The sequence below is a fragment of the Methanosarcina sp. A14 genome, assembly GCF_001729375.1.
Classification (GTDB): Archaea; Halobacteriota; Methanosarcinia; order Methanosarcinales; family Methanosarcinaceae; genus Methanosarcina; species Methanosarcina barkeri.
In genome coordinates this window covers 1-17,516 of record NZ_LZPK01000082.1, presented here as the reverse complement: position 1 = coordinate 17,516, position 17,516 = coordinate 1, and the positions used below count along the sequence as shown (strand labels likewise).

Here is a 17,516-nt window from a genome sequence, read left to right as displayed (position 1 = left end):
AAAAACGAATTGACAACTTCTAAAAAACGAATTGACAACTTCTAAAAAACGAATTGACAACTTTTTGAGAAACTGTTTGAGATTCCTTTTATATTATCATCATATATAAAATTAAAAAGTTCTTATATATTTCTGGGGTTAAAATGCTCCAAAATTTAAAAATGGAGCTTTTTTGTATCTAATACTTACTTTCAAGTGTGTAAAATTAATGAAAATGTATTTATAACTGTCATACCATCTTCATATAATAAGCTTTTTTGATGGTGGTTCTGATGGGCACAAAAATCGGGTTAATGGAACTGGTCTTTCGGTCTGAAAGGCGCAGAACCCTCCTGATTTTCCTCAAAGATAGGCCCAGATCCATAGACGAAATTCAGGAACACTTGTCTGTAGACTCTGTCTCTATCCTCCCCCAGCTTAAAAGACTTAAGGACAGAGAACTGATTATACAGAAGGGTCACACTTATGAGCTCTCCGTTATGGGAAAAGCGATTGTAGATAAGATGTCGCCTCTTCTGGATACTCTGGAGGTGTTCGAAGATAATTTTGATTACTGGTCACGACGGAGTTTCGATGGAATCCCTCATGTTTTACGAAGTCGAATCTTGGAGTTGAAAAACTGCAAACTTATCCGTCCAGATCTGAGCCATATGTTCGAACTGGACCCTCAGTTTGTGGAAAATCTCCTTCTTTCAAAGCAGGTTCTCAGCTTCAGTTCCTATTTTCATCCCTCACTTGTTTCTCTCTACCTGGAAATCGCAAAAAAAGAAGCTCAGATTTTTTTAATCCTGACCGAGCCTGTGTTAAAGAGATTTAAAGCTGATTACAGCGAAAGTTTCCAAACTCTGGTTCAGTTTGAACATGTCAGCTTGTATCTTTTCCCGAAAGACTCTAAACTCGCAGGAGTTACAGTTACAGATAGGTTCTTCCTGCTCACCATTCTTCCTCAAGTAAAGTTTTTTGAGCATGAAAGCCTGTTCAGCTCCGAGCCTCAAGCTCTCAAATGGGGGACCGATCTTTTTTCATATTTACAAAAGGAAGCAGTACCGGTTTCAGCCAAAACGAATCCAATAATTCTTTAGGTTTTATTTCATCTGAAGTTAAATGTAGATAATAGTGAGCAGCTAACAGTTAGACCCTCATATAAAAGTTCTAAAAGCTCAAAATATAAAAAGCTCAAAATATAAAAAGCTCAAAATATAAAAAGCTCAAAATATAAAAAGCTCAAAATATAAAAGCTTTAAAAAATTAAAGGCTTTCAGTTTGTTCTTAAAGCTTAAAATACAGAGTTTTTCAGGTAGCAAGTGTGTCTAACCATTTACCTTGGATAACTGTTTAATGGAATAAGAGGCTAATATTAGTGGGGGATAGTTATGAGTTTCACGCTTAATATCGAAACTAATTTCTCGCCTCACGAAGTGACTGAGGCTATTCGCTCGGCTCTTGAGCATGAAAAGCACGTTGCCAGGTATAAAATCAAAAGTTATTCTGCAATCTGCAGGGATTTCGAAACAAAATTTGGGTTCAGTTCTGCTGAACTCCAGGCAGAGCTCGAAACTCCAACTATAAATAAAGAAAGCAGTTTTTTCGACTGGTATGCAGCAAAAAGAGGATTGGACCACTGGAACAAAAGACTTGAAATCCTTTCAGGTATTTCTTTTTGAACCGATACTTTAAGTTTCCAGTCATTAGCTTGAAGTTTTATCGTCATGGTTTTGCCTTTTGAAGCTTTTTTTGAATATTTCTGTTTTTTGTCTAATTTACTTATTCCTTTTTGCACCTGATTTCGAACTTCTGTTTTCATTGCTCTGTTTAATCCAGAACTGGCAAATTATTTATGTATGTGTATAAGTATTAACAGGGTTAATCATTCTCCCTAAGGAGTAATTATGCTTAATAACTAATTCGCCATCTTATCCATTGACGATATGAAAATTTATTCTCTTCTCTCTGGCGATTTTGGGTATTAAGTCTTTGTTTATAAAATACGCTGAGGTGTTAAATCTGGTAAAAAATATCCTAAAAAGTATGGTAGGAGAAGCTCTCATAGGCTCTGGTCCGGAAGTTGCACACATAGATCTTGTTATTGGGCCTAGAGGAAGCCCAGTTGAAGCAGCGTTTATGAATTCGCTTGCAATGCCCAGGCAGGGTCATACTCCACTTCTTGCAGTCCTGGAACCAAATATCCAGCCCAAACCTGCGACCTTGCTTGTAAATAAGGTAACGATTAAAAATGTATCGCAAGCTGCTCTTATGTTCGGGCCGGCTCAGGCTGCAGTTGCAAAGGCAGTTATGGATTCCGTAGCTGATGGAGTGCTCTCTGAAGAACAGGCTGATGACACTTTTATTATCGTTTCCGTATTTATTGAATGGGATGCGAAAGATAAGGACAAAGTTTATGAATTTAACTATGAGGCGACAAAGCTTGCAATAGCAAGAGCTATGGAAGGCAGGCCTACTGTCAAAGAAGCGCTTGCTAAAAAAGATTCAGCAAAACATCCGTTTGCCTGAGTTATAATTCCGCGCAATTTAAACTTCAAAAGCAATTTGTTTCAGGTTGAAACTTGACTTCTTAAGCTGCTGATAGGCTGGGATCTCAGATTTTTTTATTTACTCTAAGAGAGACTCTGCCTGCAGCATTTTCTAAATAATCCTGGCATGTTTCAAGTAGAATTTTGGGTATAGCTACCTGCATACATTTCTCCAGTCTTTCGGATTTCCTGTGCAGTACAGAACCAGGAATCGCTATGGACTGCAATATTTGCGGATTGCATTATCCCTGAACAGCTGGTCTTTCCAGGGTAAATAATACCTGATATACAACAGTTATACTACCCTACTTCAATAACAGGCTCTTATGACGTATTTCTTATCCTTAATTCTCTATATGTGTCTCTCAGGATTTCTTATCCTTAATTCTCTATGTTTGTCTCTAAGGAGCTAAAAAAGTTTGACAGGAAGTACAACCCGTTTTTTTGGAAAACAAAGTCAGAAAAGTCGTATTCTTAGCTCCGGATTCTAAAGTGATAACATATTCAACTGACCAAATGCCAAATCCTAAAGCAGTGTCTCAAATTTGCTTTAAATTTGAAGTCAAGTTTTTGCGCACTATGGAGAAAATTGATCTACTTATATGGAATTTTCTACCCAACAACTTTTTGAGATTTGTGATTTTACAGGAAAAGTAACAAACTGCTTCTCCTAATAATTTTTTATTCAAAAAATGCCAGAAAGTATAAGTTTATCGTAAAGTTTGTGCTAATAGTTAATCGGGAAAAGATATATGCAGTAGGCTGATACCTTGATTTTTACGGCATGAAGTAACCTCTGTCCTTATTTTTTCCTTTCTGGGGCAATTGTATGTCTCAAAGAATATCTTTCTTCCAAAATTATTTCCTGTTTTTTTAATTTCTGGATTTCTAGCTCTTCCTATGAAGTATGAAGCTGCCAGATGACCTGACATCAAGTATTATATAATAGCAGGGTGGCTTTTTCTTTCCGGATTTTGCGGTACTGAATGGTTATACTTGCAATGTTATATTTCCAGAATATTTCTCAAACTTTATGGGTATATCTCTGTTTTAGGAGTCGTTCAGGAGTACATTTAGGAGCATGTTAAGGGAGCACGTTAAAGGGGGCACGTTCAGTAGCACGTTCAGTAGCACGTTCAGAAACAGGTTTTTGTTTTTTCTTTTATTTCTTTGCTGAGAATTCCCGCGAGGACTAAAATTTCTGAGTTATGATTATTTTTGCAGGTCTTATTCTTTCCAGGCTTTTACCGGCCTTTATGGGGACTGAAACGGATATCGAAGACTTGGTAACTACGTAAAAATTAAAAGCGCGGGCAGATAAATATTTATAATAAGTATAAGTAGTTTATATTGAGGTAAAAAATAAGAACTTTATAGTGGGGGAATTGCATACATGAAGATTAGAGTCGTTAGTTCCAGAGAGGAAATATTCACTCTCAATCCTAATGAGCGTGTTGTTCATCTGGCCTTCAGGCCTTCGAACAAGGACATTTTTGCACTCGTTGAAACTTGCCCGAAAATTGAGGTAATTCAGTTGCCCAAATCTTATAGGCGCACGGTGTCGAAATCTATAGAAATGTTCCTTGAGATGCAGAGAATCCAGCTTATCGAAGGTGATGTCTGGGGTCACAGGAAGGATATTAACGAATACTACAGTATTCCTTCCTCAGTCATTGAAAAAATAAGGGAGCTAAAATCGGAAGGGACACCTGCTGAAAGAATCGAAGAAAAGGTTGCAAGAGAAAGCAAACTCAATCCTGAGATGGTTGCTTATATCCTGACCAAGGAAGCTTCTGCCTGAATAAATATCAGATCAGGAATTTCCACTAGATTCTTGAGTGCAGGTAAAGCTATATAATTAGTCTCAAGTCTTTGAGAATATTCTCTATTATCCAGATTCTAGCTTAAACCTTAATTTTAAGGAGTCTAAATGGGTTCCCTTATCCTGGAAAGTAGCGTGAGCGTTCCAGGGCGAGGAGACTCCGTATGTTTTTTAATTATTATCTATTTTACACTCTTTTTGTAAAATTGGTAGTTTTTCATTTACTCTTTATTTTCTGTTTAATTATGAGCCGATCCCAAAACTCAAAATTACTCTTTAAATAACTAATTTTGAATACGCAATCGAGTTTCTGATCACGGAAAACAGTTATGTAAATTTATGTGAGATGGGAATAAAGTTGGTTTTGGGATGAACTCTATATATCAGGGCAAAACGTGGGAAACTTCTTCATAAAAAACTTCTTCAAAATAGTTCTTTAGTCTATTAACCCAGTCCAATTATCAATATAACAATTTTAATAAATTTAAATATATAAAAAGGTTGGAAACAGTAGTAACTTATATACCTTTGACAGCTCTAATCTCTTTAGCTATATAAAATTCAATAGGAGACTGAAGGGTTGCAATTAGAACTTCTAGAGTTGATTTTTCTTTCCGACAAGCGAAAGCAGTTATTGCTCTTTCTGAAAGACGGGCCGAAAAATATGGATGAGATCAAGGGGGCCCTTGAGGTAACGTCAACTGCCATTTTGCCTCAGATAAAAAAATTAAAAGAAAAATCCCTGGTTGTTCAGGAAGACAAAACCTACAACCTCTCACTTATAGGAAAAGTCCTTGTTGAAAAGATGCAGCCTCTTGTCAGCATAATTAATGTTTTCGAGGACAATTTTGATTACTGGGCTGAAAGAGATTTTCAGGGAATTCCCCTTTCTTTCCGAAGGAGGCTTGGAGAACTCGGAAAGTGTAAGCTGATTCAGCCAGATCTGGACAGGATGTTCGAGCTTGATCCAGAGATTGTTGACAACCTCTCTAAATCGAGTAGTATTCTTGAATGCATAGCCTATTTTGATTCCTCGCTTATTTCGATGTGCCAGGAACTTGCCAGAGAAGGAGTCAAGCTCTCTTTTCTCGTGTCTGAACCTGTTTTTGAGCACTACTCTGAGGATTACCTCAAAGAACTCCAGAATATACTGACCTTCGAGAACGTGAAGTTTTTCCTGTACTCTGGAGAACTCAGGATCGCAAATCTTACCGCAACCGACAGATTTGTCATGATTTCCCTTTTCCCGAAAAGTCAGAAGCATTTCGATAGGGAAAGCCTGATAAGTTACGAGCCTTCAGCTCTCCAGTTTGGAAGTGAGCTTTTTGACGAGTTGCTCAGGACCTCTACACGGATTACTCAAGTACTACATGAATAAGTAAGCCTTTTGAAAAAACTGCTTGCCCGCAACCCTTTTTAAAAAAGGCTTGACCGAAAACCCCGGCAACAACATGGTCGGCGTGATTAACCGGCGCAACGGTTGGCTCAAGACGACTGAATTATGGACTAGAGAAACTTGCGTTCAACTCTATCAAAGACTGATTTTCCCAGGTTTCGACAGTGAAGTAAATTAATACCGAAGACGCTGAAAAAAACAGAGGTATAGTCTTTGGGTGTTTCCCGCATCTTCGGTGGTTTCTGCAGTTTAATTTGGTTTTCCGTCCAGTATTTTCATGGTTACCGGGCTTGGAGTAGGTTTAGATATCAAGTTTGTATGCTTTCAAAACTGAGGTTAACTCGGTGCTCCCTGTGGTTGTGGAGTTTTGCTACTTCTATGCTTTAGCTTTTCGGCAATGTCAACTCCAAGCCTTTTGCACTCCTGCAGGTCCTTGTCTGTGGGCTTGTGCAGTATCCTGAGTACAGGGTCTATGACAGTCATTCCCATGTCTCGCATTTTTTCGGCTATCATTATAGGTGCTTCTCCGCTCCATCCGTACGATCCGAAAGCAACCCCTATTTTTCCTTTTGGGTTTGTGGAAGCTAGAGTTTCATCCATGAATTTTTCCATGGGCTGAAGCATCCTGTAATAAAAAGTCGATGAACCGACTGCGATCGCATCGGCTTCGTAAAGATCCTCGAGTTTTACGTCATAAAAGCTAATAGCTTTTGCATCCACATGTTTTGACTCAATTCCACTAGCTATTGCTTCTGCCATAGCTTTCGTATTCCCCGAGGTACTGAGATAAACTACTACCGCCTTCAATATTATCCCCCACCCTATGTAAGATCTTATATTAACGTCAGTAACGGACAAAAAGTGATCAAAACAGGTTTGCGTATTTTCCAAAAACCGGGAAACAAGGCGAGACCCGAAGTTTTCTCACTTTTCAATCCTGCATTAATTATAAAAATTAATTTAAATAAGGGTTTCGTCCAGGATCAGGTTGACTTTACGTATGAAAAAATATTATCCAAGGTCTGCCGCAATACGAAGAGGAGATATATAGTTCACTACCTGGAGAGCTACACTCTCAAGAAAATTGCATACGTTCTGTGGAATCCGGTCTGTAGTATGAGAAGCAAAATTAAGGCTGCCTATGATTTCTCCTCTGTGCTTCATAGGAATCACGGCGATTGCAGTAAGTTTTTCTTTCCTGATTAAATCTGTCATTTTATCTGCAAAAAAATCCATCCTGTAGACCGGTTTCTCAGTCCATATCTGCCGAGCTTCAGGAGAATCTGCCCTATATATTGAAACACTTTTCACGAATTCGGGAGAAAGTCCCCGATGTGCAACCAGATTAATCTGGTCCAGAAGTTCGTCTTTCAAATATATGCCTGCAGCATCTATCTCTTCTATTTTCAGGCAGGTGTCAAGGATCTGGTTAAGCATGGTCTGAAGATTCCAGGTAGTACTGAGGGATACCCCCAGCTCCCTCTGGATTTCGAGCATTTTCTCAGCCTTTTTTCTCTCAGTAACATCGATGACTATTCCCTGAAAATGAGTGACTTTGCCTTTACTGTCTCGCTGAATAAGTGTTCGGTCTTCGACCCAGTATATACTGCCGTCTCCGGTAATAATTCTATATTCCATCTCGAAGGAATCATATCCTTCTCTTACCGAGCGTGCCAGACTTTCAGCCACTGCCTGAATATCTTCTCTATGGATTATGTTCCCATAATGTACTTTTCCAGAAAGAAAATCTTCTACTGAGTACCCAAACTGCGTTACGTTTTCAGAAATATAATCTACAGGCCAGTTTTCTAAATTTGCAGACAATTTTTCTAAATTTGTAGGAATTCTCCCTATATTGTTTCTTAGAAAAGCTACTGCCGGACTTTTATTAATTATGCTTTCCAGCATTTCCTGCGTTTTTAATGATTTTCTCAGGGCTTTTTCAGTTTTCTTTCTATGGGTTATATCCAGTACTATTCCCTGAAAGCAGGCTACTTTTCCTTCTATATCTCTCTGAATAAAGGTTCTCTCGTTTACCCACAACATATCTCCGGCTTTTGTAAAAATCCTGTACTCAGAGTTGAAGCTTACCTCCCCTTTTTGAATGCTCCTGTCAAGTTCCTCTTCTACTCTTTTCAGGTCATCAGGGTGTATGATTTTTCCGTACTGAATTTTCTGTGATAGAAAGTCGCCAACTGTGTATCCAAACTGTACTACATTATCGGATACAAAAATCGCAGGCCAGTACTTTTCATTCTTCCAGAGAAAGACCACTGCAGGACTATTATTAACTGCTGTAATCAACACTTTCTGCATTTTAAGAGTTTTTTTCAGTTCTTCTTCGCCTTTTTTCCGTCTGGTGATATCAAGCACTACTCCCTGGAAGTATGTCACCTCTCCACTTTTATCTCTCTGGATAAAAGTCCTTTCGTTTATCCAGCGGAGATCTCCTGTTTTTGTTACAATCCTGTATTCCAGGCTGAACGTAGAAACCCCACTTTTTACTTTTTTCTCAAATTCTTCCTCAATCTCTTTGAGATCACCTAAGTATATTAGATCTTTATATCGCATCCTTCCAGAAGTGAAATCTTCTACAGAGTATCCGAATTTTGTCACATTTTCGGAGACAAACTCCACAGGCCATTTATCTTCGTTCTTCCAGAGAAAGAGCACTACGTGGCTGTTATTGATCATCATTCTCAGAGTTTCTTCTCTTTCCAGAGCTGCGTGGAGAGCTTCTCCTCCTACGTTGTTTTTACTACCAGCGTTCTGGAAGTTCGCGTTCAAAGCTCCATAGTTCTCTAATTCCTCACCCATATACACAATCACCTTCACAAAGCACTTTCCCTCGCAAACTTAACGATCTTTGCCCTCGGGACCCCTCATCCATCTATATAATCACCTTCACAGGACTCTTTAATATCCCTTTCCTGCGCTCCTTTATTCTTGTGTTCTGTGCTCTTGCTTTTTATCTATAGTTCATTTATATGATTACATATCTAGATAGCATCAATTTTTTTGATTACAGCGTTTTATTTTCTTGTCGTTATTAATGCTAACAGCGATAACTATAAATAATGAGTTTTTTTAGCTCCCCGATACTCAGCTTTATGCATCGAATTCTGTTTTATCACCTTAAGGGAAAAATATATATAATAAATGCACGGTAATAAGAATCCGTACTCCTAGATTGCAGGTATAAGTCTGCAGCTAGAGAAACTCTGGTGTTAAATTTCATAATTATACCACCATAGATAGGGTCTCTAAAATCTGGATGTCTATCATGAACCCCATCATTAATCAGACACGTAAAAGTTAAAAGATCTCAAAAAGAGACTTTTATCGGTAAGCGTGAAGTAAGTGGATTTCTAGAAGACGATACAGTAATTGAGTAAACCGGTAAATCTGGAGTACAATAAAGAAAAATGGCAAAAAACCCAAAAATGGCAAAAAGTCTAAAACAACATAAAACCTCCATTAAAGATCTGCAGTAGGGTATGAGGGAGACCCTACTTCAGTCTCTTTATACTTAATATTGCGATCTACTTTCAGGATTCATTTTTCAGAATACACCGTAATTTCCAATCTCATCATAAGGACGTAAGAAAATCAAATTGCGGACGGCCACCCCACCAAAAGTAATGGGTATGTTCGCGCCACTGTTCTGGTTGTAATTTAAAAACAGAGTCTACACATTTTCCCATCACACAACTACTTTTTGACCTTTATACATTGATTAAAAATTTGCTAATTTTAAGTGTAATATTTTATTTTCTAGCACTATTATACTAACTTCTGCGTCCAGTACTTTGTTTACTGCTTCCTCTCTTTTGATCTCAGCTTTCCTTATTAGTTCTCCGAGACTTTGAATTTGTGAATCCAATTTGTTGGTGATCGAATCTAATTTTTTGGATTGTGTTTGTATAATCTTATTCTCTGCAGATTTTTTCAGGTTATCTGCGGCTACTATTAAACTATCGAAATACGCGACCTTCTCAGATGCTATTTCGAGTTCCGCTTTTATTTTTTCAATCTCTTCTTCAATCATTAAATTGTGTTGTTGTCTTTCAGTACAACATTCTGCACTCACTGCACAACCTCCAGATTTTTATAAGTATGTAATTACAATCTTAAGTCCTTATATATGTTCAGTTATAGATAATTACATAAATTATAGAAAATTACATAGATAGTATAGCTTTTGTTCGAGTTCGCTTACTTCTGTATGTAGGTTTGCAATATGTTATTATTGGCATTTTCTATAAATATCTGGAATGAAGAAACAAACAGAAAAATCAGAACATTAGACCAAGCTATTAAACTATTATTTTAGGGTCCTTCCAAATCAGTACTAAAACTAAGGATATACAATGCTTATTTTGGATAATAAGTATGCATTTAGGGTTTCTCCAATTAAGGTACACTCTAAAAATCAATTTTTTAGATAAATAATTTATAATACTCTTTAAAATCAAGAAGAGAGCGAGATAAATACTTTATTCTTTTACAATTTATGTTTATTTATAAATAAGGCATGTGATATCGTTTTTATCCATACCGAATTTAATGTTAAAAGTAAGGAAAAATCAACGTTTAAATTATCAATTAAAGTATTTAAGTCCTTTAAACAGCAAATAGATCATTTAATGAATGTACCTTAAAGGGGTAAGGGCTGACACTACATTTAATTGGGAAAATAAGGTTTAATATCCATTAAAAAACTAATTATTTTTCAATGAGTCTATATTATTTAGATGTTATACTCAAATTATGTCGCGATCTTGATGCCTTGAACAATTAGAATATATTAACAGCATAAACCTTGTATGGAGTTAGCAAACATGACTAAAACGGATAAAAAACATCTCATGAAGTTAACACAAAAAAGCAAAAACTTCACCAAATGTTAATATGCTGAAAAAAAATCGCCAGTTAAAAAATAACTACATTCCTAATACAGTTCCAAAAGAAATTAGAGACTTTTTACTACTATAGAGGCACAGAGGGGCGCGAATACGCCCTGACTTTCAAGTCTGTGAATGAAGTGACCCTCACTAGCTATTTTATATTCACATAACTGTAACACCAGTTCTTTGCAAAATAAGATTTAAAAATCTTTAAAAATCAAATTGTGGGCGGTCTGAAGCATACCTATTTTTTAGAGTGAAGTGGCCGACCACAATTTGATGTATCTTTATTTATTGGAAAATATAATTTTAATACTTAGGCTCCGTCTCAGAATAAACTATGCAGATTTCCAATTGGACGTTTTGGTTTTCACGATCAAGGTAGCCAATCAAAGTCACAATAAATCATAAGTTGCATAGGTTACTTCGTTGCGGGTACTTACACACTTAAGGTAAAATCAAGCTTCAGACCAAAATTCGATAAAATGCATCTATTTCATCAATATGAAGTTTAAGTTGCTCTTTAGGAGGTAAAGAGGCTTTTTGCCATGAATTTTCCTCATGAAGCATACTCATATCCACCATTGCCTGCATTGAGCGTACCCCATGAATATATCCTGGAGCGTCGATAAGAGCATTTAACAATTTTTCATTGATATGCAAATTACCATTACTATCGATCATATTTGGAGCGTTCATTTCAATCAATGAGCGTAACAGAATTGCCCTACGGATTTTGTATGCCTCATCAAAATCACCTGTTTTATTAGGGCCAAGAATATTGACAAATCCTCTAAGCCTGCTCAAGAAATCGGGGCATTTATTAGATACATCATCGCAGAAATTTTTGTCAGAAGGGATATTTTGGTTGGTACATAAACGACAGTAATTATAAAAATCGTCATATGTGTAGTAAACGCCTCCCGCAAAAACAAATATTGATTTTCCAATAGGATGCATGGTATCACAGTCCATAAATTCCCCATCTTGCATTGGTACTAAAAAATATTTTATCCAACCTAAATTTTCCCTTTCAAACTTGGAATCAAACTCATCAAAAAATACTAGTGGAATTTTCCCTCTTAAGGAAATATCTCTAACTTTATGAAAGGCACTTGCCAAGTCCTTGGTAGATGTAAATTGCGAAATATTAAAAACTACTTTCTGAATTCTTTTGTTATCTATACTTTCTGCAACTTCAGTTATTCCGAAAGACTTTCCAGAACCTGGAGATCCAAAAACTGCGATAGACAGAGGTTTTTGTTTATTTTCAGAATAGATATACTCTCTCATTATATTCATTATACTTCTGAAACTCTCTATCTCTGCTCGGTCGACTGTAATTAATTTCCCAAACATTCCTACTGGAAAATCTTTAAGAGTAGATAGCCCATCTGTAACTATATTTAAAGCAAGTTTTTCTAGATCAATAGGCTTTTCTTTCTTTTCAGCACACTCTTTTTCTGTTTTTCCTCCAAGAATTGTCCAAAAACTTGGATCTGGTCTTATTGCACCATCTATTTGTGGTAATGTGACACATTGTATACGACTAGCAGAGGATTTCGAAGATTTAATTATATATGAGTTATTGTTATATGAAGAAAGATCATTCGGGGATTTACTTATAGATGAGTTATCGTTATATGAAGAAGGATCATTATTACTGGAACCTTGATCATTTTCATTAAAGAGGTTTGAAAAAGTTTGTTTAAAGGATGGGGTGCTGTTATGATTTCCATAACCATCCAGTAGAAACTTATATGATGTAATTAAACTTCTTCTAATACTACGTCCTATCTGAACTTTATAATCATTATTGTTATCAAGCCCATAAAATAAACGTGAAGATAAAACAGCAACAAAGACTAGTGTTCCAGCCCTCATTTTACCAAATTTATCACCATCCCAACCTCCCTCTATTGATACTGGGTCAAAGTACAAATTTGATCTACTGTTTTTTCCTTTATAATGAACCGCTCCTTCAAATTTAAAACGGATAATTACATTAGTCAACTCTTTAATTTTATCAAGTTTTTCATTATTGTCGATCTCCCACAATAACTCCATAGCACTTTTTTCCCATGAAATTGAACGACTAATGTTTGCGCCTAGTTTTCTTAAATCGTCTACGTTTAGGATTAAAATTAGATTTTCTTTATGATGCTTTAGTACATGATCCCATAGATCTCCATTAAAAAGAGGTGGATACATATTATAGATCACAATTGGCTTTTTATCCCCTTTTATCGCTTTCGGCCAGACATTTTTATCATTACGGAAGCCATTTCCTGCATCGTGAAGTACGACGATACTAGCACTCTCATCATCACCAATTATTTCTAATGGTTGTGGGTATTTAATATCATCTTTAGGAGTTGCGTAACCTAAATATTTTGTTACTCTATATATTTTAGCTTCCTTATTTTTACCATTAGAATCGAAAGAAGGAAATAAATCTAATTTTACACTTGTGTGAAGTATTTCATTAGAATTTTTTTGAATTAAATTTTTACAATTTTGAGATATTACTAACTCAGGGGAAATTTTTTTACTTACAAGATAACATTTTATTATTTCAGCTAAGAGAACGGCTCCTCCAGGTTGTTTCTCTGTGCTAATACCATCGTACAATTTCCAGTTTATATCTTCGTCGTTTGAGGATTTGACTCTGGGCCAATAATAACGATCTACACTTACGTCTCCGGCAACAACAATTTTTAAGTCATTCATAAATTTTCCTCATATAAAAACTCACTTGAGTGTATAAAAAAATATTACAGTATTAAATTATATTGCAGGAAGTTTAATACATTTTTAGACATAAATATCTTTCCAAATTTAATCAAGTTTAAATTTTTGTAATTATTAATTTACTTACTATAATTATAGTATTTATATTCAAAGATCTATTTTTGTTATATATTTAGTTATATTATAATCAATTATCAAATTCAAATTTCCAAGAATATATTAAATTGGAATAAAAAGCTAAATTAACCGAATATCTTCACTCAAAACCCCTCTATATGTCAATTTTCCAACATTTCTAGAAAGATTGATATTGTTTACTCTTCAATTAATCTGTTTTTGTGTAAAAAATCAAATTGATTGCAGCTACCCTCCCCTAAACAGGCTGCTCAACAATCTTGACTTTGTCAGATTAGACAGTTACTCCAATCTCTGTTAGCGATTTAACTACGAACGATATCTTTGGCATACGAGGTCTAATGATGACGCTTTACCTTGTAATGTAATATAGTCAAGCAATTACCGCAGATAATTAGAGTTACGGTTTGAATACATAGTAATAATTTTATAATAATATATCAAATATTTTGAGTTCTGGCTTTCATCAAATATTCAAAAAATCAAGTTTGGACTTTACATACAGATATTCGAGATCTTATTCCTTTAGATCATGTTTGCTATTTGGTTGAGTATTTTGTAGATGAGAGGGATTTAGTGAATTTAAAGTAAGATCTAACGATTATGGACACAACTCTTATCATCCTTGCATAATATGTAAGATTTTTATTCAATCGATACTTGATAGGGTTAGATCATCGCAAGCGATAGCTCGCAATGTTCGAGAAAATGTAGTTTACAGGTATCTGGATGAAAACCTGCAACCTGATTTAGAACAATCAGCGACTTAAGGAAAGAAAATAAAAAATTGATCACGGAAGTATTTAAATAAAGATCTTGGAGTAATAGGTCTTGAGTAATTAAGCACTGATGGATACATAGTAAAAGCTTCGGCGTCAAAAAAATAGTACGGTAATAGAAGACGTTTTGAAAGTTATTGGAGATTAGATCCATATATTCAAGAGGATTGAAATCAGTCAAGAACAAATTTAATTTAGTGTGTACGGTAGCTAACTCAAGAAAATTATGGATTTACTCAAATAAAAACAAAATAATTGGAATGAGAAATAGAAATAAATGGAACTCTTCACATTAAAAAGAAAGGAATAAGGAATGGAATGCAAATTTCATAAAGTTAAAGTTCCAATTTAACAGCAGACGATAATTATTTTATTACTACCAGTAATTGTCGAACAGCCTATAAAGATGAGGTATTCGTGACCCTCTGTACTTCCTTAGTAATAAAAACAATTTGTTTCATTCAGGAATAACACTCATGGTTTTGAAGATACTGGCGATTCCAAAATTGCACTTGGAGAGTCAAAGATTCCGAAAATACGCCTGCTACTAATCATTAAATAAATACTCAAACGAAAAACAGAATAAACTGTGAACGGGTATAATCCTCTCATGGTTAATTTTATAGTTTGTTTGTTCGGGTGTGATCTTGTAGATGTGGTCCAGAGAAGGCCCGTTCACTATGCAATTGATACAAAAATCTGATTCGTTATATAAGTATTTGGATGATATTATAGAATCTTGCCTTTTTGTGAAAAGTTTGGGAATTTTTACGGTTAAAACATAGACTTTTATCCACTTGTAATATATATTAGTTAAATTGAGTTTTTCCCTGAAACTCTTCATTTAGATTTCCAAAGCCAGATTTTTATTCCAACTGGATTGCAGTTAATTTTATTAGTTATCTTTTCATCCAGCGTCTCTGTGATTATTCCCCCAATTTTCCAGTACCTTCTTCTTTTGTTTTTACAACTCTTTCTTCCCCAACCTGTTTATACTATGAAGTTTTTTCCTATCTATACATTATACTTAGTTTTCATCATGAAATTTTAAGGAGATTTATAATGAGAAGCGATATCATCAAAGAGGGACCTGAACGTGCTCCCAACCGTTCACTTCTGAAAGCAACAGGAGTCACAGATTCCGAGATGAGGAAACCATTCATCGCAGTCGTTAATTCCTGGAACGATATAATTCCTGGCCATATTCATCTGAATAAACTTGCTGAGGCTGTTAAAGCCGGAATCAGGAACGCCGGGGGAGTTCCTTTTGAATTCCATACTATAGGAGTATGCGATGGAATCGCAATGGGACATGAGGGTATGAAATATTCCCTTCCCAGCAGAGAAGTTATTGAGGACACGATAGAGCTTATGGTTAAAGCCCATCAGTTTGATGGGATTGTCCTTATTCCCACATGTGACAAGATCGTGCCGGGTCACCTTATGGCAGCAGGCAGGCTTGATATCCCTGCAATTGTCGTAACTGGAGGGCCTATGCTTCCGGGTTATGTTGATGACAAATATACAGACCTGATCTCGGTCTTTGAAGGAGTGGGGGCCTACAGCGCAGGCAAAATCTCAGAACTTGATCTTAAAAGGCTTGAAAACCTTTCCTGTGGAGGAGCCGGATCTTGTGCAGGAATGTTTACCGCAAACACCATGGCCTGTGTGACCGAAACGCTTGGTCTGAGCCTTCCGGGCTGTGCAACTGCTCACGCAGTGGATGCAAAAAAGGTCCGTATTGCCAAGGAATCCGGCGAGCGTATCGTTGAAATGGTTAAAGAGAACCTGACTCCCAGAAAGATTGTCACTTTAAAGTCTTTTGAAAACGCCATAATGGTAGACATGGCAGTCGGGGGTAGCACAAATACCACTCTGCACCTTCCTGCCCTTGCCCACGAATTCGGGCTGAATCTTCCTCTTGAAAAATTTGATGAGTTGAGCAGGACAACTCCCCACCTGATTTCTCTTCGCCCTGGCGGCCCTAATTTCATGCTACACTTTGATAGGGCAGGTGGCGTTCAGGCGGTCATGCAAAGGCTTTCCTCCAAACTTTACCTAGATCAGCTTACAGTAAACGGCAAAACTATCGGGGAAAACCTGAACGAGTTTAAGATTATTAACCCGAAGCTCAATAAAGAGATAATTGCAACTCTTGACAAGCCTATACATGCCGAAGGAGGCATTGCAGTCCTTAAAGGTAACCTTGCCCCTGACGGTTCGGTTGTAAAACAGGCAGCAGTTGACCCTAAAATGCGCGTTTATACAGGCCCTGCCAAAGTTTATGACTGTGAAGAAGATGCTATGGAAAATATCCTTGCAGGCAATGTAAAACCAGGAGATATTGTAGTTATCCGCTACGAAGGCCCAAAAGGCGGCCCTGGAATGAGGGAAATGCTTGCAGCTACAGCCGCAATCGGAGGCATGGGGTTGCTGGAGTCTGTGGCTCTGATAACTGACGGGCGCTTTTCTGGAGGCACACGCGGACCATGTATAGGACACGTTTCTCCCGAAGCCAGCGAAGGAGGACCAATTGCCCTGGTAAAAGACGGGGATATGATAGAGATTAATATTCCAGAAAGAGTTCTGAACCTTAAAGTCTCAGAAGAAGAGCTTAAGAAAAGAAAGGCGGCATTCGTACCTCCAAAAAAGGAAGTTACAGGCTACCTTGCAAGGTACCAGCGTTCCGTTCACTCTGCAAATACAGGAGGAATAGTGGACTGAGCTTTCCATGGTTATTTAAAAACTTAAAATCGGAAGGGTTCATCCCTCCTCTTTTTTAATTTTTTCCAAACCTTATATCCACTGTTCTCTAAGTTCTTTAAGTTTTTTATGTTTTTGAAACTCTAAAGAATTTATGAAGACATTTTTGAATCTCTTAAAGAATATCTGAAAGAACAGAAAAATATAATACCTAAATTAGCCATTTTCAGCAAATGAAGACTATTTCTCTTACCCGTAAATAAGCCATGACTCAGCTCGCATCTTCATCAGAATTCAGCCATCTTGAATGCAACCGTTGAGCCGTTTGATCACGCCGACCATGTTGTTGCCGGGGTTTTCGGTCAAGCCTTTTTTAAAAAGGGTTGCGGGCAAGCAGTTTTTTCAAAAGGCTTACTTATTCATGTAGTACTTGAGTAATCCGTGTAGAGGTCCTGAGCAACTCGTCAAAAAGCTCACTTCCAAACTGGAGAG

10 protein-coding genes and 1 pseudogene are annotated in these 17,516 nt (G+C 36.7%); 7 read left to right on the top strand and 4 right to left on the bottom strand.

Features of this window, described 5'->3' with window-relative positions:
* The first annotated feature begins 272 nt into the window (after positions 1-272).
* The 5 genes from A9239_RS04980 to A9239_RS04950 all read left to right on the top strand — a co-directional run bounded on the left by A9239_RS04980 (position 273) and on the right by A9239_RS04950 (position 5,731).
* Complete coding sequence (locus tag A9239_RS04980; RefSeq protein ID WP_048155924.1) at positions 273-1,082, top strand: winged helix-turn-helix domain-containing protein; 810 nt, start codon at positions 273-275, stop codon at positions 1,080-1,082.
* Between the two features lie 291 nt (positions 1,083-1,373).
* Positions 1,374-1,664: a hypothetical protein gene (locus tag A9239_RS04975; RefSeq protein WP_048120943.1), complete on the top strand. Its 291-nt coding sequence runs from the start codon at positions 1,374-1,376 to the stop codon at positions 1,662-1,664.
* 364 nt (positions 1,665-2,028) lie between these two features.
* Positions 2,029-2,511 (top strand): formaldehyde-activating enzyme, encoded by a 483-nt coding sequence (gene fae, locus A9239_RS04970; RefSeq protein ID WP_048123395.1) that lies wholly within the window; start codon positions 2,029-2,031, stop codon positions 2,509-2,511.
* Between the two features lie 1,413 nt (positions 2,512-3,924).
* Positions 3,925-4,332 (top strand): DUF1699 family protein, encoded by a 408-nt coding sequence (locus tag A9239_RS04955; protein WP_011307044.1) that lies wholly within the window; start codon positions 3,925-3,927, stop codon positions 4,330-4,332.
* Positions 4,333-4,933: 601 nt separating this feature from the next.
* Positions 4,934-5,731 carry a winged helix-turn-helix domain-containing protein gene (locus A9239_RS04950; RefSeq protein ID WP_048120940.1) on the top strand — a complete coding sequence of 266 codons (798 nt, stop codon included), beginning with the start codon at positions 4,934-4,936 and terminating at the stop codon, positions 5,729-5,731.
* Positions 5,732-6,085: 354 nt separating this feature from the next.
* On the opposite strand, the gene A9239_RS04945 is transcribed toward A9239_RS04950, so the two are convergent.
* The 4 genes from A9239_RS04945 to A9239_RS04930 form a co-directional block, all read right to left on the bottom strand.
* Entirely contained in the window at positions 6,086-6,556 is a 471-nt protein-coding gene (locus tag A9239_RS04945; protein ID WP_048120938.1) for a flavodoxin domain-containing protein, read from the bottom strand.
* A 204-nt stretch (positions 6,557-6,760) separates the two neighbouring features.
* A complete protein-coding gene (locus tag A9239_RS04940) occupies positions 6,761-8,566 on the bottom strand; it encodes a PAS domain-containing protein (RefSeq protein ID WP_048120937.1) in 1,806 nt (601 codons plus the stop codon).
* Positions 8,567-9,485: 919 nt separating this feature from the next.
* The gene (locus A9239_RS04935) at positions 9,486-9,839 is read right to left on the bottom strand and encodes a hypothetical protein (protein WP_048120935.1); all 354 of its coding nucleotides are present in this window, start codon (positions 9,837-9,839) and stop codon (positions 9,486-9,488) included.
* Positions 9,840-11,121: 1,282 nt separating this feature from the next.
* Positions 11,122-13,386 carry an AAA family ATPase gene (locus A9239_RS04930; protein ID WP_048120933.1) on the bottom strand — a complete coding sequence of 755 codons (2,265 nt, stop codon included), beginning with the start codon at positions 13,384-13,386 and terminating at the stop codon, positions 11,122-11,124.
* Positions 13,387-13,998: 612 nt separating this feature from the next.
* Between A9239_RS04930 and A9239_RS18810 the strand changes: the two are divergent.
* Positions 13,999-14,460: pseudogene (locus A9239_RS18810) on the top strand (transposase); the annotation flags it as partial.
* A gap of 923 nt (positions 14,461-15,383) precedes the next feature.
* Positions 15,384-17,045, top strand: a complete 1,662-nt coding sequence (gene ilvD, locus A9239_RS04925) for a dihydroxy-acid dehydratase (protein ID WP_048120931.1) — start codon at positions 15,384-15,386, stop codon at positions 17,043-17,045.
* Positions 17,046-17,516: the final 471 nt, after the last annotated feature.